General features: G+C 62.5%; 26 protein-coding genes. 18 read left to right on the forward strand and 8 right to left on the reverse strand.

Translation table 11 applies throughout. From position 1 onward, the window contains the following. The first annotated feature begins 1 nt into the window (after position 1). The 15 genes from nuoF (at position 2) to MN188_RS01385 (ending at position 15,585) form a co-directional block, all read left to right on the forward strand. Entirely contained in the window at positions 2–1,297 is a 1,296-nt protein-coding gene (gene nuoF, locus MN188_RS01315; RefSeq protein ID WP_242104991.1) for an NADH-quinone oxidoreductase subunit NuoF, read from the forward strand. A gap of 135 nt (positions 1,298–1,432) precedes the next feature. Next, positions 1,433–1,849, forward strand: a complete 417-nt coding sequence (locus MN188_RS01320) for a DUF5333 domain-containing protein (RefSeq protein WP_242104992.1) — start codon at positions 1,433–1,435, stop codon at positions 1,847–1,849. Between the two features lie 57 nt (positions 1,850–1,906). Continuing rightward, on the forward strand, positions 1,907–3,925 hold the full coding sequence (gene nuoG / locus MN188_RS01325) for an NADH-quinone oxidoreductase subunit NuoG (RefSeq protein WP_242104993.1): 2,019 nt from the start codon (positions 1,907–1,909) through the stop codon (positions 3,923–3,925). 1 nt (position 3,926) lies between these two features. Beyond that, on the forward strand, positions 3,927–4,334 hold the full coding sequence (locus MN188_RS01330) for a hypothetical protein (protein WP_242104994.1): 408 nt from the start codon (positions 3,927–3,929) through the stop codon (positions 4,332–4,334). A 14-nt stretch (positions 4,335–4,348) separates the two neighbouring features. Further along, positions 4,349–5,386, forward strand: a complete 1,038-nt coding sequence (nuoH, locus tag MN188_RS01335; protein ID WP_242104995.1) for an NADH-quinone oxidoreductase subunit NuoH — start codon at positions 4,349–4,351, stop codon at positions 5,384–5,386. Positions 5,387–5,389: 3 nt separating this feature from the next. Next, on the forward strand, positions 5,390–5,881 hold the full coding sequence (gene nuoI / locus MN188_RS01340) for an NADH-quinone oxidoreductase subunit NuoI (protein WP_242104996.1): 492 nt from the start codon (positions 5,390–5,392) through the stop codon (positions 5,879–5,881). Beyond that, a complete protein-coding gene (locus tag MN188_RS01345; RefSeq protein ID WP_242104997.1) occupies positions 5,878–6,288 on the forward strand; it encodes a carboxymuconolactone decarboxylase family protein in 411 nt (136 codons plus the stop codon). Before nuoI ends, MN188_RS01345 begins: the two co-directional genes overlap by 4 nt. Further along, the gene (locus MN188_RS01350) at positions 6,285–6,899 is read left to right on the forward strand and encodes an NADH-quinone oxidoreductase subunit J (RefSeq protein WP_242104998.1); all 615 of its coding nucleotides are present in this window, start codon (positions 6,285–6,287) and stop codon (positions 6,897–6,899) included. Before MN188_RS01345 ends, MN188_RS01350 begins: the two co-directional genes overlap by 4 nt. A 57-nt stretch (positions 6,900–6,956) precedes the next feature. Beyond that, positions 6,957–7,262, forward strand: coding sequence for an NADH-quinone oxidoreductase subunit NuoK (gene nuoK, locus MN188_RS01355; protein WP_242104999.1), 306 nt, complete (start codon positions 6,957–6,959; stop codon positions 7,260–7,262). 5 nt (positions 7,263–7,267) lie between these two features. Continuing rightward, complete coding sequence (gene nuoL, locus MN188_RS01360) at positions 7,268–9,409, forward strand: NADH-quinone oxidoreductase subunit L (RefSeq protein ID WP_242105000.1); 2,142 nt, start codon at positions 7,268–7,270, stop codon at positions 9,407–9,409. Beyond that, a complete protein-coding gene (locus MN188_RS01365; RefSeq protein WP_242105001.1) occupies positions 9,409–10,944 on the forward strand; it encodes an NADH-quinone oxidoreductase subunit M in 1,536 nt (511 codons plus the stop codon). Before nuoL ends, MN188_RS01365 begins: the two co-directional genes overlap by 1 nt. A gap of 13 nt (positions 10,945–10,957) precedes the next feature. After that, positions 10,958–12,391: an NADH-quinone oxidoreductase subunit NuoN gene (gene nuoN / locus MN188_RS01370; RefSeq protein ID WP_242105002.1), complete on the forward strand. Its 1,434-nt coding sequence runs from the start codon at positions 10,958–10,960 to the stop codon at positions 12,389–12,391. A gap of 25 nt (positions 12,392–12,416) precedes the next feature. Then, the gene (locus MN188_RS01375; protein ID WP_242105003.1) at positions 12,417–13,133 is read left to right on the forward strand and encodes a biotin--[acetyl-CoA-carboxylase] ligase; all 717 of its coding nucleotides are present in this window, start codon (positions 12,417–12,419) and stop codon (positions 13,131–13,133) included. 11 nt (positions 13,134–13,144) lie between these two features. Next, positions 13,145–13,924 (forward strand): type III pantothenate kinase, encoded by a 780-nt coding sequence (locus tag MN188_RS01380; protein ID WP_242105004.1) that lies wholly within the window; start codon positions 13,145–13,147, stop codon positions 13,922–13,924. Beyond that, positions 13,921–15,585: a ribonuclease J gene (locus MN188_RS01385; RefSeq protein ID WP_242105005.1), complete on the forward strand. Its 1,665-nt coding sequence runs from the start codon at positions 13,921–13,923 to the stop codon at positions 15,583–15,585. Before MN188_RS01380 ends, MN188_RS01385 begins: the two co-directional genes overlap by 4 nt. A gap of 20 nt (positions 15,586–15,605) precedes the next feature. Here MN188_RS01385 and MN188_RS01390 read toward each other — a convergent pair whose 3' ends face one another. The 6 genes from MN188_RS01390 to MN188_RS01415 all read right to left on the reverse strand — a co-directional run bounded on the left by MN188_RS01390 (position 15,606) and on the right by MN188_RS01415 (position 21,578). After that, complete coding sequence (locus tag MN188_RS01390; RefSeq protein WP_242105006.1) at positions 15,606–15,974, reverse strand: hypothetical protein; 369 nt, start codon at positions 15,972–15,974, stop codon at positions 15,606–15,608. A gap of 66 nt (positions 15,975–16,040) precedes the next feature. Beyond that, complete coding sequence (locus tag MN188_RS01395; RefSeq protein ID WP_242105007.1) at positions 16,041–17,522, reverse strand: DEAD/DEAH box helicase; 1,482 nt, start codon at positions 17,520–17,522, stop codon at positions 16,041–16,043. A 175-nt stretch (positions 17,523–17,697) separates the two neighbouring features. Beyond that, positions 17,698–18,330, reverse strand: a complete 633-nt coding sequence (locus MN188_RS01400; RefSeq protein ID WP_242105008.1) for a hypothetical protein — start codon at positions 18,328–18,330, stop codon at positions 17,698–17,700. Further along, entirely contained in the window at positions 18,327–18,827 is a 501-nt protein-coding gene (locus MN188_RS01405) for a DUF6869 domain-containing protein (protein ID WP_242105009.1), read from the reverse strand. The genes MN188_RS01400 and MN188_RS01405 overlap by 4 nt, the downstream gene beginning before the upstream one ends. Continuing rightward, positions 18,824–20,434 carry a peptide chain release factor 3 gene (locus MN188_RS01410; protein WP_242105010.1) on the reverse strand — a complete coding sequence of 537 codons (1,611 nt, stop codon included), beginning with the start codon at positions 20,432–20,434 and terminating at the stop codon, positions 18,824–18,826. The genes MN188_RS01405 and MN188_RS01410 overlap by 4 nt, the downstream gene beginning before the upstream one ends. Before the next feature lie 127 nt (positions 20,435–20,561). Then, a complete protein-coding gene (locus MN188_RS01415; protein WP_242105011.1) occupies positions 20,562–21,578 on the reverse strand; it encodes a Hint domain-containing protein in 1,017 nt (338 codons plus the stop codon). A 316-nt stretch (positions 21,579–21,894) separates the two neighbouring features. Here MN188_RS01415 and MN188_RS01420 point away from each other — a divergent pair, with 316 nt between their 5' ends. Beyond that, a complete protein-coding gene (locus tag MN188_RS01420; protein WP_242105012.1) occupies positions 21,895–22,674 on the forward strand; it encodes an SDR family oxidoreductase in 780 nt (259 codons plus the stop codon). Positions 22,675–22,789: 115 nt separating this feature from the next. On the opposite strand, the gene MN188_RS01425 is transcribed toward MN188_RS01420, so the two are convergent. Further along, positions 22,790–23,410 (reverse strand): ImuA family protein, encoded by a 621-nt coding sequence (locus MN188_RS01425; protein ID WP_242105013.1) that lies wholly within the window; start codon positions 23,408–23,410, stop codon positions 22,790–22,792. A gap of 99 nt (positions 23,411–23,509) precedes the next feature. On the opposite strand from MN188_RS01425, the gene MN188_RS01430 reads away from it, so the two are divergent. Beyond that, the gene (locus MN188_RS01430; protein ID WP_242105014.1) at positions 23,510–24,553 is read left to right on the forward strand and encodes an aldo/keto reductase; all 1,044 of its coding nucleotides are present in this window, start codon (positions 23,510–23,512) and stop codon (positions 24,551–24,553) included. Positions 24,554–24,559: 6 nt separating this feature from the next. Here MN188_RS01430 and MN188_RS01435 read toward each other — a convergent pair whose 3' ends face one another. Further along, positions 24,560–25,534, reverse strand: a complete 975-nt coding sequence (locus MN188_RS01435) for a GlxA family transcriptional regulator (RefSeq protein ID WP_242105015.1) — start codon at positions 25,532–25,534, stop codon at positions 24,560–24,562. A 72-nt stretch (positions 25,535–25,606) separates the two neighbouring features. Here MN188_RS01435 and bcoG point away from each other — a divergent pair, with 72 nt between their 5' ends. Continuing rightward, positions 25,607–26,524, forward strand: coding sequence for a 3-dehydrocarnitine:acetyl-CoA trimethylamine transferase BcoG (gene bcoG, locus MN188_RS01440; RefSeq protein WP_242105016.1), 918 nt, complete (start codon positions 25,607–25,609; stop codon positions 26,522–26,524). Positions 26,525–26,533 lie beyond the last annotated feature (9 nt).

Genomic DNA, 26,533 nt, shown 5'->3' on the forward strand with positions numbered 1-26,533 from the left:
AATGCTGCAAGATCAGGATCGGATCTTCACAAACCTTTACGGCATGCACGACCGCTCTCTTGCGGGCGCCAAGGCGCGCGGCCATTGGGATGGCACAGCGGGCATCATCAAGAAGGGTCGTGACTGGATCATCGACCAGATGAAAGCTTCGGGTCTGCGCGGTCGTGGCGGTGCGGGATTCCCGACCGGTCTGAAATGGTCCTTCATGCCGAAGGAAAGCGACGGGCGTCCGGCCTATCTGGTCATCAATGCGGACGAAAGCGAACCCGGCACCTGCAAGGACCGCGAGATCATGCGCCATGATCCGCATACGCTGATCGAAGGCGCGCTGATTGCGTCCTTCGCGATGAATGCGCATGCCTGCTACATCTACATTCGCGGCGAATACATCCGCGAGCGCGAGGCGCTGCAGGCCGCGATCGACGAATGCTATGACAATGGCATGCTGGGCAAGAACGCGGCGAAATCCGGCTGGGATTTCGACCTGTATCTGCACCACGGCGCCGGCGCCTATATTTGCGGTGAAGAAACCGCGCTTCTGGAAAGCCTTGAGGGCAAGAAGGGCATGCCGCGGATGAAGCCGCCGTTCCCGGCGGGGGCGGGCCTGTATGGCTGCCCGACCACGGTGAACAACGTGGAATCGATTGCCGTTGTGCCCACCATCCTGCGCCGCGGCCCGGAATGGTTCGCGGGCTTTGGCCGTCCGAACAACGCGGGCACGAAAATCTTCGGCATCTCGGGTCACGTGAACGACCCCTGCGTCGTCGAAGAGGCGATGTCGATTTCGTTCGAAGAGCTGATCGACAAGCATTGCGGCGGCATTCGCGGCGGTTGGGACAACCTGAAGGCTGTCATTCCCGGTGGCTCCTCCGTGCCGTGTGTGCGCGGTGAAAACATGCGCGACGCGGTGATGGATTTCGACGCGCTGCGCGATGTGGGCTCGTCGCTTGGCACCGCGGCGGTGATCGTGATGGACAACGACACCGATATCATCAAGGCGATCTGGCGGCTGTCGAAGTTCTACAAGCATGAAAGCTGCGGCCAGTGCACGCCGTGTCGCGAAGGCACCGGCTGGATGATGCGCGTGATGGATCGCCTGGTCAAAGGCGAGGCCGAGATCGAAGAGATCGACATGCTGTTTGACGTGACCAAACAGGTCGAAGGCCACACGATCTGCGCCCTGGGCGACGCGTCGGCCTGGCCCATCCAGGGTCTGATCAAGAACTTCCGCGAGGAGATCGAAGACCGGATCAAAGCGCAGAAATCGGGCCGTATGGGCGCGATGGCGGCGGAGTAAGAGAAGGATCATGAATTCCCGTCTGCATATCCTCAACCCTTTGGAAAACGGCGAGAAATCGCCGTGGGCCGGGGTCGGATATTGCATATCAAGGGGCCGCACCCCCACCTCCTTTTTATCAAAAGGAGATTTCTCATGAGTAAACTGCGTATGACGACTTTGGCCGCCCTTCTCGCTGCAAGTGCAACCACGGCGATGGCGACGGATTATACTGCTCTGCGTGACGACGAACGGGTGCACAACGAATTGCTGGCGGGTTCTGTAGCCTTTCTGCTGGATGAAGGGTGTCCGGCGCTTGATTTTCGCAAGATGAAAGTGCTGGGACGGGGCCTGAGTCTGCAGAGATACGTCAGCTCGGAACTTGGCTACTCGTTCCGCGAGATCAAGGCCTACGTGGATAGCCCAACTGAACAAGATCGGTTCCGCGCGTTGGCGCGTCCGATCGTGCGCAGCATGGGGGCGATCCCGGGCAATGAAGAAAGCTACTGCGCGGTTGGCCGTGCTGAGATTGAAAAAGGCACCCTGGCGGGGTCGATCCTTCGGGAACGCTAAGGGCCAACGACAAGAATGGCGGGGGCACAAGCCCCCGTGGGATGAAAAGGGACCGTGATGAGCGACCTGAAAAAGATCGTCATTGACGAAAAAGAAGTCGAAGTTGATGGGGCGATGACCCTGATCCAGGCCTGCGAGATCGCTGGCGTGGAAATTCCGCGCTTCTGCTATCACGAGCGTCTGTCGATTGCCGGCAACTGCCGCATGTGCCTGGTCGAGGTCGTGGGCGGCCCGCCCAAGCCGGCCGCGTCCTGCGCGATGCAGGTACGCGATCTGCGCCCCGGTCCCGAAGGCCAGCCGCCGGTGGTGAAAACCAATTCGCCGATGGTCAAGAAGGCCCGCGAAGGCGTGATGGAATTCATGCTGATCAACCACCCGCTGGATTGCCCGATCTGTGACCAGGGTGGCGAATGCGACCTGCAGGATCAGGCGATGGCCTATGGCCTGTCCGGGTCGCGTTTCACCGAGATGAAGCGCTCGGTCGATGATCTGGACCTGGGTCCGCTGGTGTCGACCACCATGACGCGCTGCATTTCCTGCACCCGCTGCGTGCGCTTCACCTCGGAAGTGGCGGGCATTCTGCAGATGGGCCAGACCGGGCGCGGCGAAGACGCCGAAATCACCAGCTACCTGAACGCGACGTTGGATTCGAACCTGCAGGGCAACATCATCGACCTGTGCCCGGTGGGCGCGCTGACGTCGAAGCCTTATGCCTTCACCGCCCGTCCGTGGGAGCTGAGCAAGACCGAAACCATTGACGTGATGGACGCGTTGGGCAGCAACATCCGGGTTGATACCAAAGGGCGCGAAGTCAAACGCATCCTGCCGCGCAACCATGACGGCGTGAACGAGGAATGGATTTCTGACAAAACCCGGTTCGTCTGGGACGGTCTGCGCCGCCAGCGTCTGGACACGCCTTATGTGCGCGTCGATGGCAAGTTGAAGCCCGCCAGCTGGGGCGAGGCGCTGAGCGCCGCCGCCACCGCGATGAAGGGCAAGAAAGTTGCCGGGATTGTCGGTGACCTGGTTTCGACCGAGGCCGCGTTCAGCCTGAAGCAGCTGATCGACGGGCTGGGCGGCACGATCGAATGCCGCACCGACGACGCGAAGCTGCCCGAGGGCAATCGCTCTGGTTACGTCGGCACCGCCACCATCGAAGACATCGACAACGCGCAGATGATCCAGCTGATCGGAACCAACCCGCGCGAGGAAGCACCGGTGCTGAACGCGCGGATCCGCAAGGCCTGGACCAAGGGCTGCACCGTGGGCTTGGTCGGCGAAGCCGTTGATCTGACGTATGAATATGTGCATGTCGGCACCGACCGTGCCGCGCTGGTCGACCTGGCTGCGAAGGACATCGGCGACGCCAAGGACATGAACACGGTGGTGATCATCGGCATGGGCGCGCTGCGCGAAGCAGATGGTGCCGCGGTTCTGAGCCAGGCGATGAAGCTGGCGGAGACCACGAATTCCAAATTCATGGTGCTGCACACCGCCGCCGCCCGCGTGGGCGCGATGGATGTGGGTGCCGTGACCGAGGGCGGCATCACCGCCGCGATGGACGGGGCCGAGGTGATCTATAACCTGGGCGCGGACGAGGTCGAAATCGGCAAAGGCGCTTTTGTGATCTACCAGGGCAGCCATGGCGACCGGGGCGCTCACCGCGCCGACGTGATCCTGCCGGGCGCGGCCTATACCGAGGAAAGCGGGCTGTTCGTGAACACCGAAGGCCGTCCGCAGTTGGCGTTGCGCGCCGCCTTCCCGCCGGGTGAGGCCAAGGAAAATTGGGCCATCCTGCGCGCGCTGTCCGCCGAGCTGGACGCGGTCCAGCCTTGGGACAGCCAGGCGGGTCTGCGCCGCGCTATGATCGAAGCTGTGCCGCATCTGGGCCGGGTCGATCAGGTCACCGAGAACGACTGGAAGCGTGAACCGCTGAAGAAGCCTGCAAAGGCAACCTTCGTGAACGCGATCAACGATTTCTACCTCACCAACCCGATTGCACGGGCGTCCGAGGTCATGGCCGAATTGTCGGCGATGGCCAAGGCCCGCGCTGAAACCAAGGTGGCGGCAGAATAAGATGCGTTTCGCCCCGACATATGCGCTGACCCTGGCCGCCGCTGGCGGGCTGGGGGCCTGTGCGCCGTCGGGCGGGCAGGGGGTCGATGACGCCCCCTTTGCCCCTGCCTATCAGGGCATCGAAACGCGGCTTCTGGATGGCGACCTGGTGTCGTTCCAGGTGAAAATGACAGGCGCGCGCGACAACAACGATGTCGCCGCCTATGGCGAATGTGCGGCGGCGCAATATGCGCTGATCCGCGGATACGGATTTGCGCGCCACGTGCGCACGAATGTGGACAAGAACGGTAGCGTTTGGGGCGGGGATGCTGTTTACACCATCTCGGCGTCGTTGCCGCGCGGTTTGAAGACGATTGACGCAGAAGTCACCGTCGAGAACTGCAAAGAAAACGGGATACCGACGGTCTGAGGGCATGACGAGACATGGTTGAATTCTTCACAACGACGAACCTGGGCATCTTCCTGCTCATTCTGGGTCAAAGCCTTTTGGTCGTGGTGCCGCTTTTGGTGGCGCTGGCGTTCCTTCTGTGGGGGGATCGTAAGATCTGGGCGGCCGTGCAGCTGCGCAAAGGCCCCAACGTGGTCGGCGCGTTCGGCCTGATGCAGTCCTTCGCGGACTTCGTGAAATACATCATGAAGGAAATCGTGATCCCGGCCGGTGCGGACCGCTTCGTGTTCCTGCTGGCCCCGATGCTGTCCTTCGTGCTGGCCCTGACCGCCTGGGCGGTGGTGCCGTTCAACGACGGTTGGGTTCTGGCCGACATCAACGTGGCGATCCTGTTCGTCTTCGCGGTCTCCTCGCTTGAGGTGTACGGCGTGATCATGGGCGGCTGGGCGTCGAACTCGAAATACCCGTTCCTGGGCTCGCTACGGTCCGCCGCACAGATGATCTCCTATGAGGTGTCGATCGGCCTGATCATCATCGGTGTGATCATCTCGACGGGCTCGATGAATTTCGGGGATATCGTGATGGCACAGGACGGCGCGGGCTTCCTGTCGTGGTATTGGCTGCCGCATTTCCCGATGGTGTTCCTGTTCCTGATCTCGGCGCTGGCCGAGACCAACCGCCCGCCGTTTGACCTTCCGGAAGCGGAAAGCGAGCTGGTTGCGGGCTATCAGGTGGAGTATTCCTCGACCCCGTTCCTTCTGTTCATGATCGGCGAATACGTGGCCATCGTGCTGATGTGCACGCTGATCTCGATCCTGTTCTTCGGTGGCTGGTTGTCGCCGGTGGAGTTCCTGCCCGACGGCATCTTCTGGCTGTGCCTGAAGATCGTGTTCTTCTTCTTCGTCTTCTCGATGGTGAAAGCTATCACGCCGCGCTACCGCTATGACCAGCTGATGCGCATCGGTTGGAAAGTGTTCCTGCCGCTGTCGCTGGCCTGGGTCGTTCTGGTCGCATTCTTCGCCCAATACGGGGCATTCTGGGGCGCCTATGCCCGCTGGACCGTGGGGGGCTGATCAATGGCATTCGATTACGCACGCGCAACGAAATACTTCCTGCTGGCGGACTTCGCAGTTGGTTTCAAACTGGGGCTGAAATATTTCTTCAAGCCCAAGGCGACACTGAACTATCCGCATGAAAAGGGTCCGCTGTCTGCCCGTTTCCGTGGCGAACACGCGCTGCGCCGATACCCGAACGGGGAAGAGCGCTGCATCGCCTGCAAATTGTGCGAAGCGATCTGTCCGGCACAGGCGATTACCATCGACGCGGAGCCGCGTGAAGACGGGTCGCGCCGCACCACGCGCTATGACCTGGACATGACCAAGTGCATCTATTGCGGGTTCTGTCAGGAAGCTTGCCCGGTCGACGCCATCGTCGAGGGGCCGAATTTCGAATACGCCACCGAAACCCGTGAAGAGCTGTTTTACGATAAGGATAAGCTGCTGGCCAACGGCGAACGCTGGGAAGCCGAGATTGCGCGCAACCTTGAACTGGAAGCCCCGTACCGATGAGCGATTTCTCCAAGTTGTATGCAGACATGATGGCGCAGGGGCAGGAAATGCTCCGCCAGTTCAATCCTGCCCTGGAGACGTTCAAACCCCAGGGCTTTGACAAGCTGATGCCGACCATGCCGAAAGACATGATGGACATGATGTTTGGCAACGCGTTCAACAAGGACGGGCTGGACGCGAAAACGCGGATGTTGATCACTCTGGCCGGTCTGACCGTGCTGGGCGCGCAGGCTGACGCGCAGATCAAGATGACCGTGCGCCACGCTCTGGAAGCCGGGGCCACGCAAAAAGAGATCGCCGAAGTGATCTATCAAATGTCGATGCTGGGCGGCCTTCCGGCCATGACCCGCGCATTGGAACTGGCGCAAGCCGTTTTCGACGAGAATGATGAGGAGGGCAGCGCATGAGCGTCGCCGATTTCGCCTTTTACGTATTCGCCATCACCACGGTGGCCTCGGGTCTGTTCACGGTGGTGTCCAAGAACCCGGTTCATTCCGTGCTGTGGCTGATCGCGGCCTTTCTGGGGGCCACGGGCCTGTTCGTTCTGCTGGGGGCCGAGTTCCTGGCGATGATCCTGATGATCATCTATGTCGGCGCGGTTGCGATCCTGTTCCTATTCGTCGTCATGATGCTGGACGTGGATTTCGCCGAACTGAAGGCCGAGATGGCGAAATCCATCCCGGTCGCGCTGTTGATCGGGACCGTGTTGTTGATGCAGCTGGGGGCCGTTCTGGGTGTGTGGCAATTCGCGGACGGCGCCGAAGCCGCGCGCGCCGCGATCACCCCGGCGGTGGAAGAGATCCACAACACGGCTGCCTTGGGGCAGATCCTGTACACGGACTACATCCTGTTGTTCCAGATGGCGGGCCTGATCCTGCTGGTCGCGATGATCGGCGCCATCGTTTTGACGATGCGTCACCGCACCAATGTGAAACGCCAGAACGTGATTGCCCAGATGCACCGCGACCCGGCAGCCGCAATGGAATTGAAAGACGTGAAACCGGGGCAGGGGCTCTGAGCTTTCGCACAAGACTTTTCGGACCCGGAATACCGGGCCGTATGAACGAGGGACGATATGGTTGGACTTGAACATTACCTGAGCGTTGCGGCGGCATTGTTCGTCATCGGCGTGTTCGGGCTTTTCCTGAACCGCAAGAACATCATCATTCTGCTGATGTCGATTGAACTGATGCTGCTTTCGGTAAACATCAACCTGGTCGCCTTCAGCTCATACCTGGGCGATCTGGTCGGGCAGGTGTTCACCCTGTTCATCCTGACCGTCGCCGCCGCCGAGGCCGCAATCGGCCTGGCGATCCTGGTCAGCTTCTTCCGCAACCGTGGCACGATCGCGGTTGAAGACGTCAACGTGATGAAAGGCTAAGAGACATGGCAAGCATCATCCTCTTTGCCCCGCTGATCGGCGCGCTGATTGCGGGCTTCGGCCATCGCTTCATCGGTGACAAGGGCGCGCAAACCTTGACCACGGGGCTGCTGTTCCTGGCCGCGCTCCTGTCCTGGGTCGTGTTTCTGGGCCACGATGGCCACACCCAGACCGTTCACATCCTGGATTGGGTTCAATCCGGCACGCTGTCGGTCGACTGGGCCATTCGCCTGGACCGCCTGACCGCGATCATGCTGGTGGTGGTCACCACGGTGTCCAGCCTCGTACATATGTATTCGATGGGCTACATGGCCCATGATCCGCAGTTCGAGGGCGAAAGCTACCGCCCCCGCTTCTTTGCCTATCTGTCGTTCTTCACCTTCACCATGCTGATGCTGGTGACGGCGGACAACCTTTTGCAGATGTTCTTTGGCTGGGAAGGCGTGGGCGTCGCGTCCTATCTGCTGATCGGGTTCTACTACAAGAAACCCACGGCCAACGCCGCCGCGATCAAGGCTTTCGTGGTCAACCGGGTCGGGGACTTCGGCTTCGCGCTTGGCATCTTTGGCCTGTATTACCTGACCGACAGCATCCGCTTCGACGACATCTTTGCCGCCGCGCCCGCGCTGGCCGAGATGGAGCTGCATTTCCTGTGGCGCGACTGGAACGCTGCGAACCTGCTGGCGTTCCTTCTGTTCGTCGGTGCGATGGGCAAGTCGGCGCAGCTGTTCCTGCACACTTGGTTGCCGGACGCGATGGAAGGCCCGACGCCCGTGTCAGCGCTGATCCACGCCGCCACCATGGTTACCGCCGGTGTGTTCCTGGTCTGCCGCATGTCGCCGCTGATGGAATACGCCCCCGAGGCGCAGAGCTTCATCGTGATGCTGGGTGCCGCGACGGCCTTTGTGGCCGCCACGATCGGCCTGGTGCAGAACGACATCAAACGCGTCATCGCCTATTCGACCATGTCCCAGCTGGGCTATATGTTCGTGGCGGCAGGCGTCGGCGTCTATTCGGTCGCCATGTTCCACCTGTTCACCCACGCCTTTTTCAAGGCCATGCTGTTCCTGGGGGCCGGATCGGTCATCCACGGCATGCACCACGAACAGGACATGCGGAACTATGGCGGGTTGCGTCACAAGATGCCCAAGACGTTCTGGGCGATGATGATCGGCACGATGGCCATCACCGGTGTCGGCATTCCGCTGACAACGATCGGTTTCGCGGGCTTCCTGTCGAAAGACGCGATCATCGAAAGCGCCTGGGCCGGCACGCAAGGGGGCTTTGCCTTCTGGGCCTTGGTCATCGCGGCGCTGTTCACCAGCTTCTATTCCTGGCGCCTGATGTTCCTGACCTTCTTTGGTGAGGCACGCGGGGACAAGCACACGCATGAGCACGCGCATGAAAGCCCGATGGTCATGCTGATCCCGCTGGGCGTTCTGGCGCTTGGCGCGGTGTTCTCGGGCATGCTCTGGTATGGCGTGTTCTTTGGTGACCACCACAAAGTCAACGCCTGGTTCGGCATCGAAGCGCATGAGATGGCCGATGATGGCCATGGCGCGGCGACCGACGATCACGCGGCCACCGACGACGCCCATGCAGGTACCGAAGGTCACGAGACCGAGGAAGATCACGCCGCGACGATGGCCGATCCTGCTCATGCCGCCGTTGCCGCAGCACATCATGGCGAGGCACCCGCTGGTGCGATCTTCATGCACCCGGACAACCACGTGATCGACGACGCACACCATGCCCCGGCTTGGGTCAAGGTCAGCCCCTTCGTTGCGATGGTGATCGGGTTCCTGACCGCCTATTGGTTCTATATCGTGAACCCGGCGATGCCGCGCAAATGGGCCGAGACCGTTCCGCATGTGCACAAGTTCCTGCTCAACAAATGGTACTTTGACGAGATCTATGACTTCGTCTTCGTGAAACCCGCCTTCGCGATCGGCCGGTTCTTGTGGAAACGCGGGGATGGGAACGTGATCGACGGCTTCCTGAACGGCGTGGCGATGGGCATCGTGCCCTGGTTCACCCGCCTGGCCGGGCGCGCTCAATCGGGCTTCGTCTTCACCTATGCCTTCGCGATGGTCCTGGGGATCGTTGCTCTCATCACACTCATGACCCTCTTTGGGGGCGCGCACTAATGAACAATTTGCTCTCCATCATCACCTTCCTGCCGCTGGTTGCGGCAGTCATTCTCGCGCTGTTTCTGCGGGGCGATGACGCTGCCGCGCAGCGCAATGCCAAATGGCTGGCCCTGGCCGCGACCACCGCGACCTTCCTGTTTTCGATCCTGATCCTTACCGGGTTCGACCCGGCGGACACCGGATACCAGTTCGTTGAAGAAGCGACCTGGATCATGGGCCTGAAATACAAGATGGGCGTCGATGGGATTTCGGTCCTGTTCGTCATGCTGACCACTTTCATGATGCCGCTGACCATCGCGGCGTCGTGGGGCGTGAAGACACGGGTCAAAGAGTACATGATCGCCTTTCTGCTGCTTGAAACGCTCATGCTGGGCGTGTTCATGGCGCTGGATCTGGTCCTGTTCTACCTGTTCTTCGAAGCAGGCCTGATCCCGATGTTCCTGATCATCGGCATCTGGGGCGGCAAGGAACGCATCTATGCGGCGTTCAAGTTCTTCCTCTACACCTTCCTAGGCTCGGTCCTGATGCTGGTTGCCATGATCTATATGGCGATGCAGGTGGGCACCGATTTCGTGGACCTGGCCGGACACAAGTTCGACAGCGAAACGATCTCGATCCTGGGCATCCAGATTGTCGGCGGCGCGCAGACGCTTCTGTTCCTGGCCTTCTTCGCGTCCTTCGCGGTGAAGATGCCGATGTGGCCGGTGCACACCTGGTTGCCGGATGCGCACGTGCAGGCGCCGACTGCGGGTTCCGTGGTGCTGGCCGCGATCCTGTTGAAGATGGGTGGCTATGGCTTCCTGCGCTTCAGCCTGCCGATGTTCCCAGCCGGTGCGGATGTGATGATGAACTTCGTGCTGTGGATCAGCGTCATCGCCATCGTCTACACCTCGCTGGTCGCCCTGGTGCAGGAGGACATGAAGAAGCTGATCGCCTATTCGTCCGTTGCCCACATGGGGTATGTCACCGCCGGTATCTTCTCGCTCAACCAACAAGGTGTGGATGGCGCGATCTTCCAGATGCTGTCGCACGGCTTCATCTCGGGCGCGCTCTTCCTCTGTGTCGGCGTGATCTATGACCGCATGCATACCCGTGAGATCGACGCCTACGGCGGGCTTGCGAACCGGATGCCGGCCTATGCGCTGATCTTCATGTTCTTCACCATGGCCAATGTCGGCCTGCCGGGCACCTCAGGCTTTGTCGGCGAATTCCTGACCTTGGTCGGGATGTTCAAGGCCAACACCTGGGTGGCACTCGTCGCCACCTCGGGCGTCATCTTCTCGGCCGCTTACGCGCTTTACCTGTATCGCCGCGTCGTCTTCGGCGACCTGATCAAGGAAAGCCTGAAGTCGATCACCGACATGTCCCCCCGCGAACGTGCGATCTTTGCGCCGCTGGTGTTCATGACGCTGCTGCTGGGGGTCTATCCCAGCCTGATCACCGACATCATCGGCCCGTCGGTCGAGGCACTTCTGACCAACTACCACGCCGCCGTTCCCGCCGATGCGGGCATGGCGATGGCAACGCATTAAGGGGGCCCGGAACATGAGCTCTGATATCCAAATCGTCTTGCCCGAGATCCTTCTTGCCTGCTTTGCGATGGTGGCGCTGCTGTTCGCGGTCTACACCAGCAAGGACAAGATGACCGGGTTGCTGACTTGGGCCACGGCGGGTGTGATGGCCGCGCTGGCCCTGATGATCGCGGGCGGCGAGGGCAGCAATGTCGCCTTCGGCGGCATGTTCGTCGATGACGCCTATGCGCGCTTTGCCAAGGTCGCGATCCTGCTGGCCGCGGCCGCGGTTCTGGTCGTGGGCCAGGATGCGATGGCGCGCCGTGGGCTGGCCCGGTTCGAATACCCGATCCTGATCGCCCTTTCGACCATCGGCATGATGATGATGGTGTCGGCGGGCGACTTGATGGCGCTTTACATGGGGCTTGAGCTGCAATCGCTCGCGCTCTACGTCGTCGCATCCCTGAACCGCGACAGCGTGAAATCGACCGAAGCCGGGATGAAATACTTCGTTCTGGGCGCTCTGTCCTCGGGCCTTCTGCTTTATGGTGCCTCGCTCACCTACGGCTATGCGGGCACGACGCTGTTCTCGGGCATCATCGAGGCGGCCAATGACGGCCACGTCGGTATGGGCATGCTGATCGGCCTGACCTTCGTGATGTCGGGTCTTGCCTTCAAGGTCTCGGCGGTGCCGTTCCACATGTGGACACCGGACGTCTACGAAGGCGCGCCGACCCCGGTCACCGCCTTCTTTGCCACCGCGCCGAAACTGGCGGCGATGGCGCTGTTTGCTCGCGTCATGTTCGACGCTTTCGGCAACGCGGTGGGCGACTGGCAACAAATCGTGGCGCTGCTGGCGCTGGCCTCGATGTTCCTGGGGGCGATCGCCGCGATCGGGCAGAGCAACATCAAACGCCTGATGGCCTATTCCTCGATCGCGCACATGGGCTTTGCCCTTCTGGGTCTGGCCGCCGGGTCGGAATTCGGCGTGCAGGCGATGATGATCTACATGGCGATCTATCTGACCATGAACGTGGGCACCTTTGCCTTCATCATGTCGATGGAGCGTGACGGCAAACCGGTCACCGACATCGCCGCGCTGAACCAATATGGCAAGGCGGAACCGCTGAAGGCGCTGGCGATGCTTGTGCTTCTGTTCTCGCTGGCTGGTGTGCCGCCGATGGTCGGTTTCTTCGGCAAGTACGCGGTGCTGAACGCGGCGATCCAGTCGGGCATGACCTGGCTGGCCGTGGGCGGCGTGATCGCCTCGGTGATCGGCGCGTTCTACTACCTGCGCGTGGTTTACTACATGTATTTCGGGGACGAGGGCGAAGCGCTTGAAACCCCGATGTCGCCTGCCGCCTGGGCCGCTCTGATGGGATCGGCCGCGATCATGGTGCTGGGCGTGGTGAACCTGTTCGGTGTCGAGGGTGCGGCGGCCGCTGCTGCTGCAGCTCTTGTCAACTGACTGGCCTTCTGGCGTTGGGCGGCGCGTGCTGCCCAGCGTCACATCCACAAACGCAGAAGCGGCGCGGATCGCGCCCGACCTGATGGGGCCGGAATGGATCCTGGCACTGGAACAGACCGCAGGCCGGGGTCGTCGTGGCCGCGCCTGGATCAACCCGCCCGGAAACTTCACCGCCACCCTTGTGATGCGCCCGGCTGAGCCACCGCAGCAGGTCGCCTTGCGCAGTTTCGTGGCCTCGCTCGCGCTGTTTGACGCCTTTGTCGCCGCAACCGGACGCACTGAACCCTTTGCGTTGAAATGGCCCAACGACGTGCTTCTGAACGGCGGCAAGGTCGCGGGCATCCTGCTGGAAAGCGCTGGCGCCGGGCAAGGGGTCAGCCACATCGCCATCGGCATTGGCGTGAACCTTGTCGCCAGCCCGCGCCCTGACCAGGTCGAACCGGGCGCGGTTACGCCGGTGAACCTGATGGATGAAGTCGGTGTGCGGGTCACACCCGAAGACTTCCTCGACCTTCTGGCGCCTGCCTATGCGCGTTGGGAGGCCGCGTTCACCACCTACGGCTTCGCCCCGGTGCGCAAGGCCTGGTTGGCCCGCGCCGCCCGTTTGGGCGAGGTCATCACGGCCCGCACCGCGCTGGCGGACACCGAAGGGCGATTTGACACGGTGGACGACCAGGGCAACCTTGTCCTATTAACCGCGCAAGGCCGCCAGGTGATCCCGGCTGCCGAGATCTTTTTCTGACGGAGGCTGCCATGCTCCTCGCCATCGACTGCGGCAACACCAATACGGTCTTTTCCATCTGGGACGGCGAGAAGTTCCTGTGCACCCTGCGCACCTCGACCCACCATGCGCGCACGGCGGATGCTTATTTCACCTGGTACTCCACGCTGATCAAACACTATGGCATTGATGTCGAGATCACCGACGTGATCATCTCCTCGACCGTGCCGCGGGTTGTCTTCAACCTGCGTGTCTTCGCCGACCGGTTCTTCGGCTGTCGCCCGCTTGTGGTGGGCAAGCCCGATTGTCTGCTGCCCGTCGACGTGCGTGTGGATGAGGGCACGGCAGTGGGGCCGGACCGGCTGGTCAACACCGTCGCCGGGTTCAACCATTACGGCGGTAACCTGATCGTGGTCGATTTCGGCACCGCGACCACGTTTGACGTGGTGGACGCGGACGGGGCTTACATCGGAGGGGTGATCGCACCGGGGGTGAACCTGTCGCTGGAAGCGCTGCACATGGCCGCCGCCGCCCTACCACATGTAGACATTGCCAAACCCCAATCTGTGATCGGCACCAACACGGTGGCCTGTATCCAGTCGGGGGTTTTCTGGGGCTATATCGGTATGATCAAAGAGGTCTGCCAACGCATCAAGGGCGAACACGGTGCGCCCATGAAAATTATCGGAACGGGCGGGCTGGCGCCGTTATTCCAGCAAACCGAAGCGATCTTCGACGAATTCGAGGACGATCTGACCATGCATGGCCTGACGGTCATTCATAAATACAACAAGGATAACAATAACTTATGAGCAGTGACAGACTGATTTACTTGCCCCTCGGCGGCGCCGGGGAAATTGGCATGAACGCCTATGTCTATGGCTGGGGCAAACCGGGCAAGGAACGCCTGATCCTGGTGGACCTGGGCGTGACGTTTCCGGACATGGATACCTCGCCCGGGGTGAACCTGATCATGCCCGACATGACCTGGCTTGAGGACAATGCCGAGCGGCTTGAGGCGATTTTCATCACCCATGCGCACGAAGATCACGTGGGCGCGGTGGGCCGTCTGGCGCATCGTCTGAACGCGCCGATCTATGCCCGGCCCTTCACCGCCTACCACGCCAAGCGCAAGTTGGAGGAGGCCGGGCAGAGCCCGAACGACGTGACCGTGGTGCAGCCGTATCCGGACGTGATCGACGCGGGACCTTTCAAGGTGTCGTTCCTGCCGCTGTCGCATTCGATTCCCGAAAGCTCAGGCCTCGTGATCGACACGCCGGCGGGGCGGCTGGTGCATACTGGCGACTTCAAACTGGACGAAACCCCGGTGCTGGGGGACGCGTTCGACCCCGCTTTGTGGGCCGAGATCGCCAAGCCGCGCATCAAGGCGCTGATCTGCGATTCGACCAATGTGTTCAGCACCAAACCTGGGCGCAGCGAAGCCGAAGTTGGGCCGGAGCTGGTGAAACTTCTGCAAAATCAACCGGGTATGGTGGCCGCGACCACGTTTGCCTCGAACGTCGCACGGGTGAAGCAGCTGGCCGAGGCCGGCGTGGCGGCGGGCCGCTCGGTCTGCCTTCTGGGTCGCTCGATGCGGCGCATGATCCAGGCGGGTGTTGAATCCGGCGTCTTGTCGTCGGGCTTCCCAGCGACGATCCCGCCCGAGGACGCCCGCGATGTTCCGCGCGAAAACCTGATGCTGATCGTGACCGGGTCGCAGGGCGAACGGCGCGCGGCGTCGGCGCAGCTGTCGCGCGGCAAATACCTGGGCCTGTCGATGGCCGAGGGCGACACCTTCCTGTTCAGTTCCAAGACCATTCCGGGCAATGAACGTGGGGTGATCCGCATCATGAACGCCTATTCGGAAATGGGCGTGGATATCGTCGCCGAGGACGACAAATACCACGTATCGGGCCACGCCAACCGGCCCGATATTGAACGGGTCCACAAGATTTTGAACCCAGAGATTGTCATTCCGATGCACGGTGAACACCGACACCTGCGCGAACATGCGCGCCTGGCCACGGCCGGGGGCAGAGCTTCAATGGTCGTGATCAACGGCGCCATGTGTGACCTGACTGGCGTGGCGCCACATGTTGTGGAACATGTCGAGGCCGACCGTATCTATCTGGATGGCGACATCCTGATTGGTGCGCTGGACGGGGTTGTGCGCGACCGGATTCGCCTGGCCCTGAACGGCCATGTGATCGTGAACGTGATCGTCGAGGGCAACGAGCCCTTGGGCGAACCCTGGGTTGAAATCATGGGCCTGCCGGAAACCGGAAAATCCCGGGCCTCTCTTGTCGAGGTGCTGGAGGAAGACCTGGGTCAGTTCCTGATGCGCGCCGCCGACAAGACCCTGCGCGATGACGACAAGCTGGGCGAAGAGCTGAAGCGCATCGCCCGTAAGTCCTCACAGGATGAACTGGGGCGTCGTCCAGAAGTGACCGTGGTGGTCAGCCGCCTAGAGTAACTGCGTATGCTCCGGACGGCTTAATTGTCGTCCGGCGGCACAAACAGTTCATGGAACCCGGCGACAATGCGTCCGGCCTGTTCAGATACCACGAAGGTGGCGGCAAACATCTCGTCCCCGCTCCAACATGTGGTGAGTTTGACTTCCGGCAGACCTTCGAGCTTCACCGCTTCGACCTTGTCGGCCTGTCCAATCAACAGGTCTGAGGCGACACGGCAGCGAAACCCCTCGAACGAGAAATCGACGATTTCCGCGGGAATATGCGCGGCGCCCACGATCAGTTCGCACTGATTGCTGATCTTTTGGCGCTTGCGCGCGCGGCGCTCGGGCAGATTCTGGTTCATTGTCGTCCCTTTCATGGCAGCTGTCTTGGCGACAGTATCGGCCAAAGGGCATAACAAATTCTTACCCCCAGCCGGGGCGGGTTGCGACAGGGCAGGGGTGATTTGCAGGGATCAGTCGCCGCGGCGTTCTTCAAAGCTTTGCGCGATGAAACCGGGCATGTGGTCACCCATGCCGACGACTTGCTTGCCACCGCCTGACGAGCGCGATGAGCGGCTGCGTGATGACGAGGACCGCGAGGACGACGACTGCGAGGGCGACGACTGTGACGTGGGTTTCGCCTCGGGCTTGCTTTCCGGCTTCGCCTCAGGTGTCACCGGTGCCGCAGCTTCGGGCTTCGGCGCGGGCTTGCGGCTGCGCGCGGAGGACGAGCGGTTTGTGCTCTTCTTCTCGGTCTGCTCAGGCGCGTGTGTCTCGGTTATCGGCTTAGCGCTGCGGCTGGTCGGCGTGACCGGGTTTTCCAACACCGGGATCTGCTGTTCGATCAGGCGCTCGACCGCGTCATAGTTCTTTTCGTCGCGCGGCTCACAGATCATGATCGCCTTGCCTTCGCGCCCGGCACGACCCGTGCGGCCGATGCGGTGCACATAGTCTTCGGCATGGCCCGGTACGTCGTAGTTGAGCACGTGGCTCACGTTCGGAATGTCCAGCCCGCGGGCGGCCACGTCCGAGGCACACAGGAACCGGATTGTTCCATCGCGGAATCCCTGAAGGACCTCCATACGCTTGGACTGGTCCAGGTCACCGTGGATCGGTTCTGCGTTATATCCGTATTTTTTCAACGACTTGGCAACGATGTCTACATCCGTCTTGCGGTTGCAGAAGATGATCGCGTTGGTGCAGGCCTCGCCTTCGCTGTCGATGATTGCGCGCAGCAGTTTGCGTTTCTCCGTTGACGCGCGGTCGCGGCGTGAGGCTTTGAACATCACCGCGCCCTGGGTGATCGTCTCGGAGGTCGTGGCCTGACGTGCCACTTCGATCCGCGCCGGGTTCGACAGGAACGTGTTGGTAATCCGCTCAATCTCGGGCGCCATCGTGGCCGAGAAGAAAAAGGTCTGGCGCGTGAACGGCACCAGGCCGAAAATGCGTTCGATATCCGGGATGAAGCCCATGTCGAGCATCCGGTCGGCTTCGTCCACCACCATGATCTGAACGCCGGTGAGCAACAGCTTGCCGCGTTCGAAATGGTCCAGCAGACGGCCGGGTGTGGCAATCAGAACGTCGACGCCCCGGTCGATCAGCTGATCCTGTTCCTTGAAGCTGACGCCGCCAATCAGCAGCGCCTTGGTCAGTTTCACGTTCTTGGCATAGGTGTCGAAGTTTTCCGCAACCTGGGCGGCCAGTTCGCGCGTCGGGCACAGAACCAGCGAGCGCGGCATGCGCGCACGGGCGCGGCCACGGGCCAGCATGGAAATCATCGGCAGGGTAAAGGCGGCCGTCTTGCCGGTGCCTGTCTGGGCGATGCCCAGGACGTCACGTCCTTCCAATGCGGGCGGAATGGCGCCGGCCTGGATCGGCGTGGGGGTGTCATAGCCGGTCTCTTCGACGGCCTTCAGGACTTTGGGGCTGAGCTTCAGGTCAGAGAATTTGGTCATTTATATCCGTGTTCCACGGACGCGTGTGGCCCGCACGTATGGGAAGGCAGGCCCGGTTGGCCAAGCGCAGCAGTCGCGCCCCTTCAGATGCCCCGTCCCTAAAGAAAAAACCGGACCGGGTCAATGATGGCCACATGTTCGGAAACAATGAGCGGAAACGCGGGGCAAATGTATCTCAACCCCGTTGATATTCCGGGAAAAAAGCCAGCGCGCTGGGGTGCAGAACAGGGCGGTATCCCTGCGCCAGAACCCGCAGAGTCGGGCTTGGTGTCAGGACCGAGGATTCCCTGTCTCCGCGCAGCTCCGGCGCGCCGTAGCCGTCGGGCGACCACGGCAGAAAGGCGTCTGCCAGCGCCAGATGAGGTTTCCCACCGTGCAAACACATGGCCCCGTCCGGCAAAACCGAAGGCGCGGCAAAGGTCCGCTTCTGGTCCCGGGTGCCAGGCACGATCCGGGCGGCGTGCAGAACGCGGTCGATCTCGGGGGCCGATGCGCCCTCGCCCCAGAACGCGCGAAAGCTGGTGTAGGCCGCGCGCCTGCACAGGGCACAAGGGCGATGCCCTGCCGCCAGCGCGGTGGCTTCGTCCAGAAAGAACAGCTCGGTCCAGCGGTTCGGCGTCATCACCTCGCGGTGCCAATCCTTGTGTGTGAGCGTGCAGATGATCCAGGCGTGGTGTTTCCAGCGTGAGACGCCCAGCGTCTTGTCAGGCCGATGCAGCACGCCGCGATTCCCAGTGAAGGTGCCGCGCGCTTGGATGGCGACGATGTCCCCGGTGGGCAGCACGCGGTTTTGCAGCGGACGGGTCAATCCCGAAACGATGCGCCATCGGCGGCGGGAAGGGTGGCAGAGCTGTCCATGTCGGGGCCGGGCGCACGGGCGGATTCAACCCGGTTCCAGATCGGGCGCCCTTCCTGTCCCTGGGGCCAAACCCCTGATAACACATATCGAAACCGCGGTGAACGGCGGGCCAGAACCTCGATCCGGTCGATGAACTCCGCGCCCGTGTCGGCGATCAGGTCCTCCATCGGACCCGAGGCCACCACCGAGGCCTGCAGCGGTGTTTCCAGCGTGTTGATCATCAAAAGCGTGACGTGAAAGGCCCGCTCCGGATCATCGATCAGCATGTCAGACAGGCAATTGAAGGCCCAGAACAGCGCATCCGCCGCGGCATCATCGGTCTCGCGCAGGGTGATCATGTCCAGATAGGAGCGCGCCAGATAAGCGGCGTCGAACTGCCCGTCAGGGGCACACAGGCGCTGTTTGCGTCCGGCGCAGTCGAAACAACGGGGTTCAGGAGTGCTCACACCATCATCTCTTTCGTTGCGGTCAGCTTCAACTCGGGATGGTCGCGTTCGATCCGGTCGATGTCCCATTGCAAGCGGGTCATATAGACAACGTCGCCGTCATGGTCATGGGCGATGTGCTGCTTGTTGACGTTCACGAATTTTTCCACGTCTGCCTTGTCGCCCGACACCCAGCGCGCGCTGGTGAATTGGGTTGCCTCGAACCGCACCGGCAGTCCGTATTCCATCTCGATCCGGCTGGCGAGCACTTCGAATTGCAACTGGCCGACCACGCCAACGATGAAGCCCGATCCGATGTTGGGTTTGAACACCTTGGCGGCACCCTCTTCAGCAAATTGCATCAAGGCTTTCTCCAGATGCTTGGCTTTCATCGGGTCGCCCGCGCGCACCGATTGCAAAAGCTCCGGCGCGAAGGACGGGATGCCGGTGACGCGGATCGCCTCGCCCTCGGTCAACGTGTCGCCGATACGCAGTTGGCCGTGGTTCGGGATGCCGATGATGTCGCCCGCCCAGGCTTCTTCAGCCAATTCGCGGTCGGACGCCAGGAACAGCACCGGGTTCGACACCGCCATCGGTTTTTTCGTGCGCACATGGGTCAGTTTCATGCCGCGTTTGAAGTGGCCTGAGGCAAGGCGGACAAAGGCCACGCGGTCGCGGTGTTTCGGGTCCATGTTGGCCTGAACCTTGAACACAAATCCCGCGACCTTCTTTTCTTCGGGCGCCACGGCGCGCGGCTGGGCGTTTTGCGGCTGCGGCTCGGGGCCGAACTCGGCAATCCCGTCCATCAATTCCTTGACGCCAAAGCTGTTGATCGCCGAGCCGAACCAGATCGGCGTCATGTGCCCTTCCAGCACCGACTGCGGGTTCAGCGCGGGCAACAGCTCTTTCGCCATCTCGACCTCTTCCCGCAGCTGCGCGACCAGGTGGTCCGGGATCAATTCGTCCAGTTTCGGGTCGTCCAGCCCGTCGATTGATATCGTTTCTGCCACCACGTTCCGGTCGGCGCGATCCATCAGCTCCAGCCGGTCATGCAGCATGTCGTAACAGCCCATGAAATCGCGGCCCACCCCGATGGGCCAGCTGGCCGGGGTCACGTCGATCGCCAGGTTTTCCTGAATTTCGTCAATGATATCGAATGTTTCGCGGCTTTCGCGGTCCATCTTGTTACAGAAGGTCAGGATCGGCAGGTCGCGCAGCCGGCAGACTTCGAACAGTTTCTGCGTCTGGCTTTCCACGCCCTTCGCGCCGTCGATCACCATCACCGCCGCGTCCACGGCGGTCAGCGTGCGATAGGTGTCTTCGGAAAAGTCCGAGTGGCCGGGTGTGTCGACCAGATTGAACCGATAGGGGCCGAAATCGAACGACATCGCCGAGGCGGACACGGAAATCCCCCGGTCCTTCTCCATCTGCATGAAGTCCGAGCGGGTGCGCCGGGCCTCGCCCTTGGCACGGACCTGACCCGCCATCTGGATCGCGCCGCCATAGAGCAGGAATTTCTCCGTCAGGGTGGTTTTACCGGCATCCGGATGCGAAATGATCGCAAAGGTGCGCCGCCGCGCAATCTCGGCGGGCAGGTCGGGGCGGTTCGGGGAAGCTTGATCCAACATGGGCGCGATATAGCGCCGCGCGGGCCGGCCCGCAATGTCTGCGGCATATGCGATGGGTGAAAAAGAGCGTGCCGTGAAGGATTGCACCCATCAAACAAACAAGCGTCGCGTCAGCGACCCCGCCGGATTACAGCGCGGCAGACGCGCGCCGCAGCAGGTCCACGGTGTCCGAGGAACGCAGATCCCCCTCGCGCAACTCGCGCGCGCCATGGCTGGCCTTGGTGTCCGCGCGCAGCCGGCGACTGACCTCTTCGGGCAAGGCTGGTCGGGTGGCAGTGTCGATGAACTGGCTCTCCGAGGCGATGCCCTCGGCATAGATTATCTCATGCTTGTCAAAAAGCAGTTGGTAGTAATCGACGAAGCCGCCTTCGGATTGCACCACGGTTGTGCCGTTGACCAACAGACGCGCCTTGACCAGCACCTCCTTGCGCCCCGCTTTCACCGCGTCGACGCGTTGATAGATGAACAGGCGGTGGTTTGGGCTCAGCGTCAGGGCATGTTCGTTGTTGAGCGCGCCCGCAGCGATGCGGATCGGCGCGAATGCCCCTGTGGCGCGTACGGTCTGGTGCCCGACCCAGCGGATTTCCTGCGGGCCAGAATCGCGCGTCAGCACCCGGTCTCCGACCTGCAATCGCTCGATCGGCATCTGGCGGCCATCCGCCAGGGTGATGCGGGTGCCTTCGGTAAAGGACACACAGGCGCTTTCTGCCAACTTTTCGCGCGCGGCGCCGGTGTCGATGGTCACCAGCGTATATCCGGCCCGCGCATGCAGCGGCGTCAGAGCATGCAGATAGATTTCGGCAATGGCGCCTTCGGGATCGACCTCGACCAGCACCAGGGCTTCGTCATGCGACCCGTTCGGCCCCATGAAGGTCACCAGGCAGTCCAGGAATAGCCGTGCGCCGGACTGTCCCAGCTCACTGTCGGCGCCGATGATGAATTCTCCGGTCTCTTCCTTGGTGGCAACCGCCAGGCGCCCGGTATGGGCGGCATCGGACAGTTCATAGATGTCTTCCATGACCAGGTCGGACGCATCACAGATCGCGTCACCTTCGTTCACCCCATGGATCACGCGAAACATGTCCGCAGGATAGACCGTCAGGTTTTGGACGGGTAGGGGAGAGGTCAGGCTCTGAAATGACATAGGCAGCACCTTCGATTTCGATCATGAAAACCGGCTGCTTGCCCCGATCCGCCCCCACGGACCTGTCGGCAAACACCCCACCACCAGTGGCACAAGGATAGGTACCAGCGGTGCCTTGGTCAACGATCCCCTAAAGGCTTGGGCGCCAAATGAACGGGGAATTGGCTTAACTGTTTCCCTTTTGGGAACGGGGGCAGGGTGCGGAGCGGCTTTGTTGCGCCGGGCCGTGGGGCGGCGTCGAATCGCATCACCGGTCTTTTCCCGGGGGCGAACCGGTGGTAACCCGTTTGGACCACAGGACGACAGGGAGGTCGAAATGGATCTGGGATTGAATGGAAAACGCGCACTTGTCTGCGCCTCCTCCAAGGGGTTGGGGCTGGGTTGCGCCCGCGCACTGGCCGCTGAAGGCGTGAACCTGGTGATGAATGCCCGCGGCGTCGAAGCGCTTGAAGCGTCGGCCGCTGCGATCCGCAACGATTTCGGCGTCGAGGTCACCGCGATTGCCGCTGACATCACCACCGAAGAGGGCCGCGCCCGCGTGCTCCAGGCGGCTGGCGCGGTGGACATTCTGGTCAACAATGCAGGCGGTCCGCCGCCGGGTCTGTGGACGGACTGGGAGCGGGACGATTTCATCGCAGCCCTCGACGCCAACATGCTGACCCCGATCGCGCTGATCAAGGCGCTGGTGCCGGGTATGATGGAGCGTGGCTGGGGCCGGGTGGTGAACATCACCAGCCAGGCGGTCAAGGCGCCGATCCCGGTGCTGGGCCTGTCCAATGCGGCGCGCACCGGGTTGACCGGCTATGTCGCTGGCACCTCGCGCCAGATCGCGGCCTCGGGCGTGACGATCAACAACCTGTTGCCGGGGCTGCATGACACTGACCGTGCGGCGTCGCTGGACAAGGGCGCGAGCACCGAACAGGGCATCACGATGGACGAGGCGCGCGCCGCGCGTCAGGCGACGATCCCGGCCCGGCGCTATGGCACGATCGAAGAGTTCGGCGCCACCTGCGCCTTCCTGTGCTCGCACCATGCAGGTTTCATCGTCGGGCAGAACATTCTGCTGGACGGCGGCGGTGTGAACGCGACGCTGTAAGCTGGAAGGGGGCAGATGCCCCTTTCTTCTCTCCGGAAAGATCCTCGCCAAAGGCAATTAGATCGCCGAACGGGGCCAGGACCACGACCTTTCGGACCTTGCCTCCGCGCGGGCGTCAGCCCGCGCGCCCGCGCGCCCCCGAAGGCGGGGGCGCCACGGCAAAGCCGCCGTCTTTGGGCAGCACCTGCCAGTCGCGCGGCGGCTCCTGCCGGTCGCGCAGGCGGTTCAGACGCCAGCGGGTCACGCCCGGCGCATGGTCCGGGGCCATCTGCCAGCGGCTTTCCACGCCCTGTGCCGCGCCTTCGGGCGTCAGGATCAGCCCCAGCGCCCGGCCATCGCCGCGCTTGCCCCCGGCTTCGCCCGCCAGGTGCATGCGCCGGACCGGGGTCAGGCCGGGTGGGCCGGGCAGATCGCCCACCATCAAGGGCACGATGCCCGCGCGCAGCACCTCCTCCAGAGTCCACAGGATGTCCTCGGCCCGATCCGCGCGCACGAAGGTCACGCGGCCGGGGTCCAGGAACGACACCATGCCGGGGCCATAGGGCTGCGCCGGGGCCCAATCAGGCGACACCCAGAACACCGGCCCCTGCATCGCGCCCGCGATCATCATCGCCAGCGTGTGTCGCGCCGGGCCGATCAGCTCATGCACCCGCCCGCGCGCCAGCGACAGCGCGCCCAGAAAAGGTTGGCCCGAACTGGGACGGTGCGCGCGGCGGGTCAGGGGCGGGTGTTGCATGGGGAAACCTAGCGTGTTCGTGATTTGTTCTCAACCCGGAATTCGCCTTGCGCTTGGGGGCGCAATCGGAAACCCTGTGGCCCAACAGGGAGAAACGCGATGCGCATGAACACACTTGCAAACGGCACGCTGGAGGTCAGCGCGCTGTGTCTGGGGTCGATGACCTGGGGCTCCACCAACACGGTGGCTGAGGGCCACGCCCAGATCGACATGGCGCTGGATCACGGCATCAACTTTGTCGATACCGCCGAAATGTATCCGGTGAACCCGATCAGCGCCGACACGGTGGGGGACAGTGAACGGGTGATTGGCGCATGGTTGGCCAGGACGGGCCGGCGCGATGATCTGGTGATCGCCACCAAGGTTTCGGGCGACAATCCTGGCTGGGTGCGCGACGGGCGCGGCTATGATGGGGATACGATTCGCGAAACCGTCGATGCCTCGCTGGCGCGGCTTCAGACCGATCATATCGACATCTACCAGACCCATTGGCCCATTCGTGGCAGTTACATGTTCCGGCAGAACTGGGGGTTCGACCCCTCGTCGCAGGATCGCGCGACGACCGAGGCGCACATGCGCGATGTGCTTGCAGCGATGGCCGACGTGGTGGCCGCGGGCAAAGTGCGCCATTTCGGCCTATCGAACGAAAGCGTCTGGGGGACCGCCCAATGGCTGCGCATCGCGCGTGAGATGGGCGCGCCTGAGGTGATCTCGATCCAGAATGAATACAGCCTGCTGTGTCGGCTGGCCGACACCGACCTGGCCGAGCTTTGCGTGAACGAAGATGTGGGCCTGCTGGCGTTTTCGCCGCTGGCGACCGGGCTTTTGACCGGCAAGTATCAGCACGGCGCGCTGCCCGATCATTCACGCAAGACCACCCAGCCCGAACTGGGTGGGCGGGTCACCGAAAGGGTGTTCCCGACGGTCGAGGCCTATCTGCAAGTTGCCGAAAAACACGGGCTTGACCCGGTGCACATGGCGCTGGCGTTCTCCGTGTCGCGTCCCTTCATGGGCTCGACCATTTTTGGCGCCTCCAGCCTGGCGCAGTTGGAGCGTATTCTGGCGGGCAAGGATCTGGTTCTGTCCGATGAGGCGCTGGCCGACATCAACGCGACCCACAAGGCCCATCCGTTGCCGTTTTGACCCGCCTTAGCGACCACGCCTGAGCGCGCTGACCGATTGTCCATGCGCCTGTTTGAACGCCCGCGCGAAGGCGGCTTGAGAATTGAACCCGGTCGCCAGGGCGATCTGGGCCACCGGCTGCGATGTGTCCAGCGCCAGCCGCCGCGCTTCGCTTAAACGCAGGTTCAGGAAAAACGCACCGGGGGTGGTTCCCAGGGCTGCCCGAAACCGGGTTTCCAGATGGCGCGGGGTCAGCCCGACCTGCGCGGCCAACTGCGCAATGCGGGGCGGGTCGTCCAGATGCTGCTCCATCATACGGATCGCCCGTGCCACTTTCGGGGCCCGCGCCCGCAACCGCGCGGGGCTGGCCAGGCTTTGCGGCGCGTCGCCTGCATGCACCGGGTCATAAATGAACGCCGCCGCCACCCGCATCGCCAGTGCTTCGCCATGGCGCGCGCGGATCAGGTGCAGCATCATGTCCAGCGCGGGCGAGGCGCCGCCGGTCGTTGTCCGCTGCCCATCGATGACATAGCGGTCGCGCTGCGCATCGATCTCGGGAAATTCCTGTGCGAAACGCTCAAGGTCTTCCCAATGGGTGGTGGCCTTGTGCCCGTTCAGAAGCCCCGCGCGCGCCAGGATCCAGGACCCGCCGTCGATCCCGGCCAGCGTCTGCACCCGCGTGGCCTGACGCCGCAGTCCGGTCAGCAGGGCGGGGGTGGATTGTTCCTCCAACTGAAAGCCCGCGACCACGAACAGTGCGTCCATTTCGGGCGCCTCGATCAGCGGCAGACCGGTCACTGGCAGGCCCGCGGTCAGGGTCACGGGGCACGCGTCTGGCGTCAGCAGGGTCCAGCGAAACACATCGCGCGCCGCGCGCCGGTTTGCCGCCCGCATCGGGTCCAGCACCGCCGACAGCGACAGCATGTTGCAGCTGTCCAGCACCAGAACGCCGACATGAAGTGGGGCGGATTCGGGTCCGAAGATGTTTTTTGCGCTTTTCATCAAGAAATGAGCGTAAAAGGTAAAGTCATTCACTGCAAGCCCGGCACAATGGCCTGAAAGAGGAGAAACGCCATGCCCCTGACCATGAACCGAGAGGTCTTCATCACTGCCGCCGTCACCGGGTCGGGCAGCACCCAGGACCGCAGCCCCCACGTGCCGCGCAGCCCCGAGGAAATCGCCAACAGCGCCATTGACGCCGCCCGCGCCGGCGCCGCTGTGGTGCATTGCCATGTGCGTGAGCCTGACACCGGCGTGCCCAGCCGCCGGTTGGAACTGTACCGCGAACTGACCGCGCGCATTCGCGAAAGCGACGTGGACGTGGTTCTGAACCTCACCGCCGGGATGGGGGGCGACATGGTGTTCGGCCCGACCGAACGCCCGCTGCCGTTGGCTGAGGCGGGCACGGATATGGTGGGCGCCGCGGAACGCGTCGAGCATATCAAACAATGCCGCCCGGAAATCTGCACGCTGGATTGCGGCACGATGAACTTTGCCGAGGCCGATTATGTCATGACCAACACGCCAGGCATGTTGGAGGCGATGGGGCGCATGATGACCCATCTGGGCGTGAAGCCCGAGATCGAGGCCTTCGACACCGGCCATCTGTGGCACGCGAAGCAGCTTGTGGCCGACGGCGTTCTGGACAGCCCCGCGCTGGTTCAGCTGTGCATGGGCGTGCCCTGGGGCGCGCCGGATGACCTGAACACCTTCATGGCGATGGTGAACAACGTGCCGGACGACTGGACCTTTTCCGCCTTCGGATTGGGGCGCCACCAGATGCCCTATGCGGCCGCCTCGGTGATGGCGGGCGGCAACGTGCGCGTGGGGCTGGAGGACAACCTGTTCCTGGATCGCGGCGTCCTGGCCACCAACGCGCAATTGGTCGAGCGTGCGGCCTCGATCGTCAGTAACATGGGCGCACGGGTGATCGGCCCGGAGGAGGTGCGTGCAAAGCTGGGTCTGGTGAAACAGGCGCAAGAAACCGTTTAAGTGTGATCC

The organism is Aliiroseovarius subalbicans (assembly GCF_022678625.1).
GTDB classification, from domain to species: domain Bacteria; phylum Pseudomonadota; class Alphaproteobacteria; order Rhodobacterales; family Rhodobacteraceae; genus Aliiroseovarius_A; species Aliiroseovarius_A subalbicans.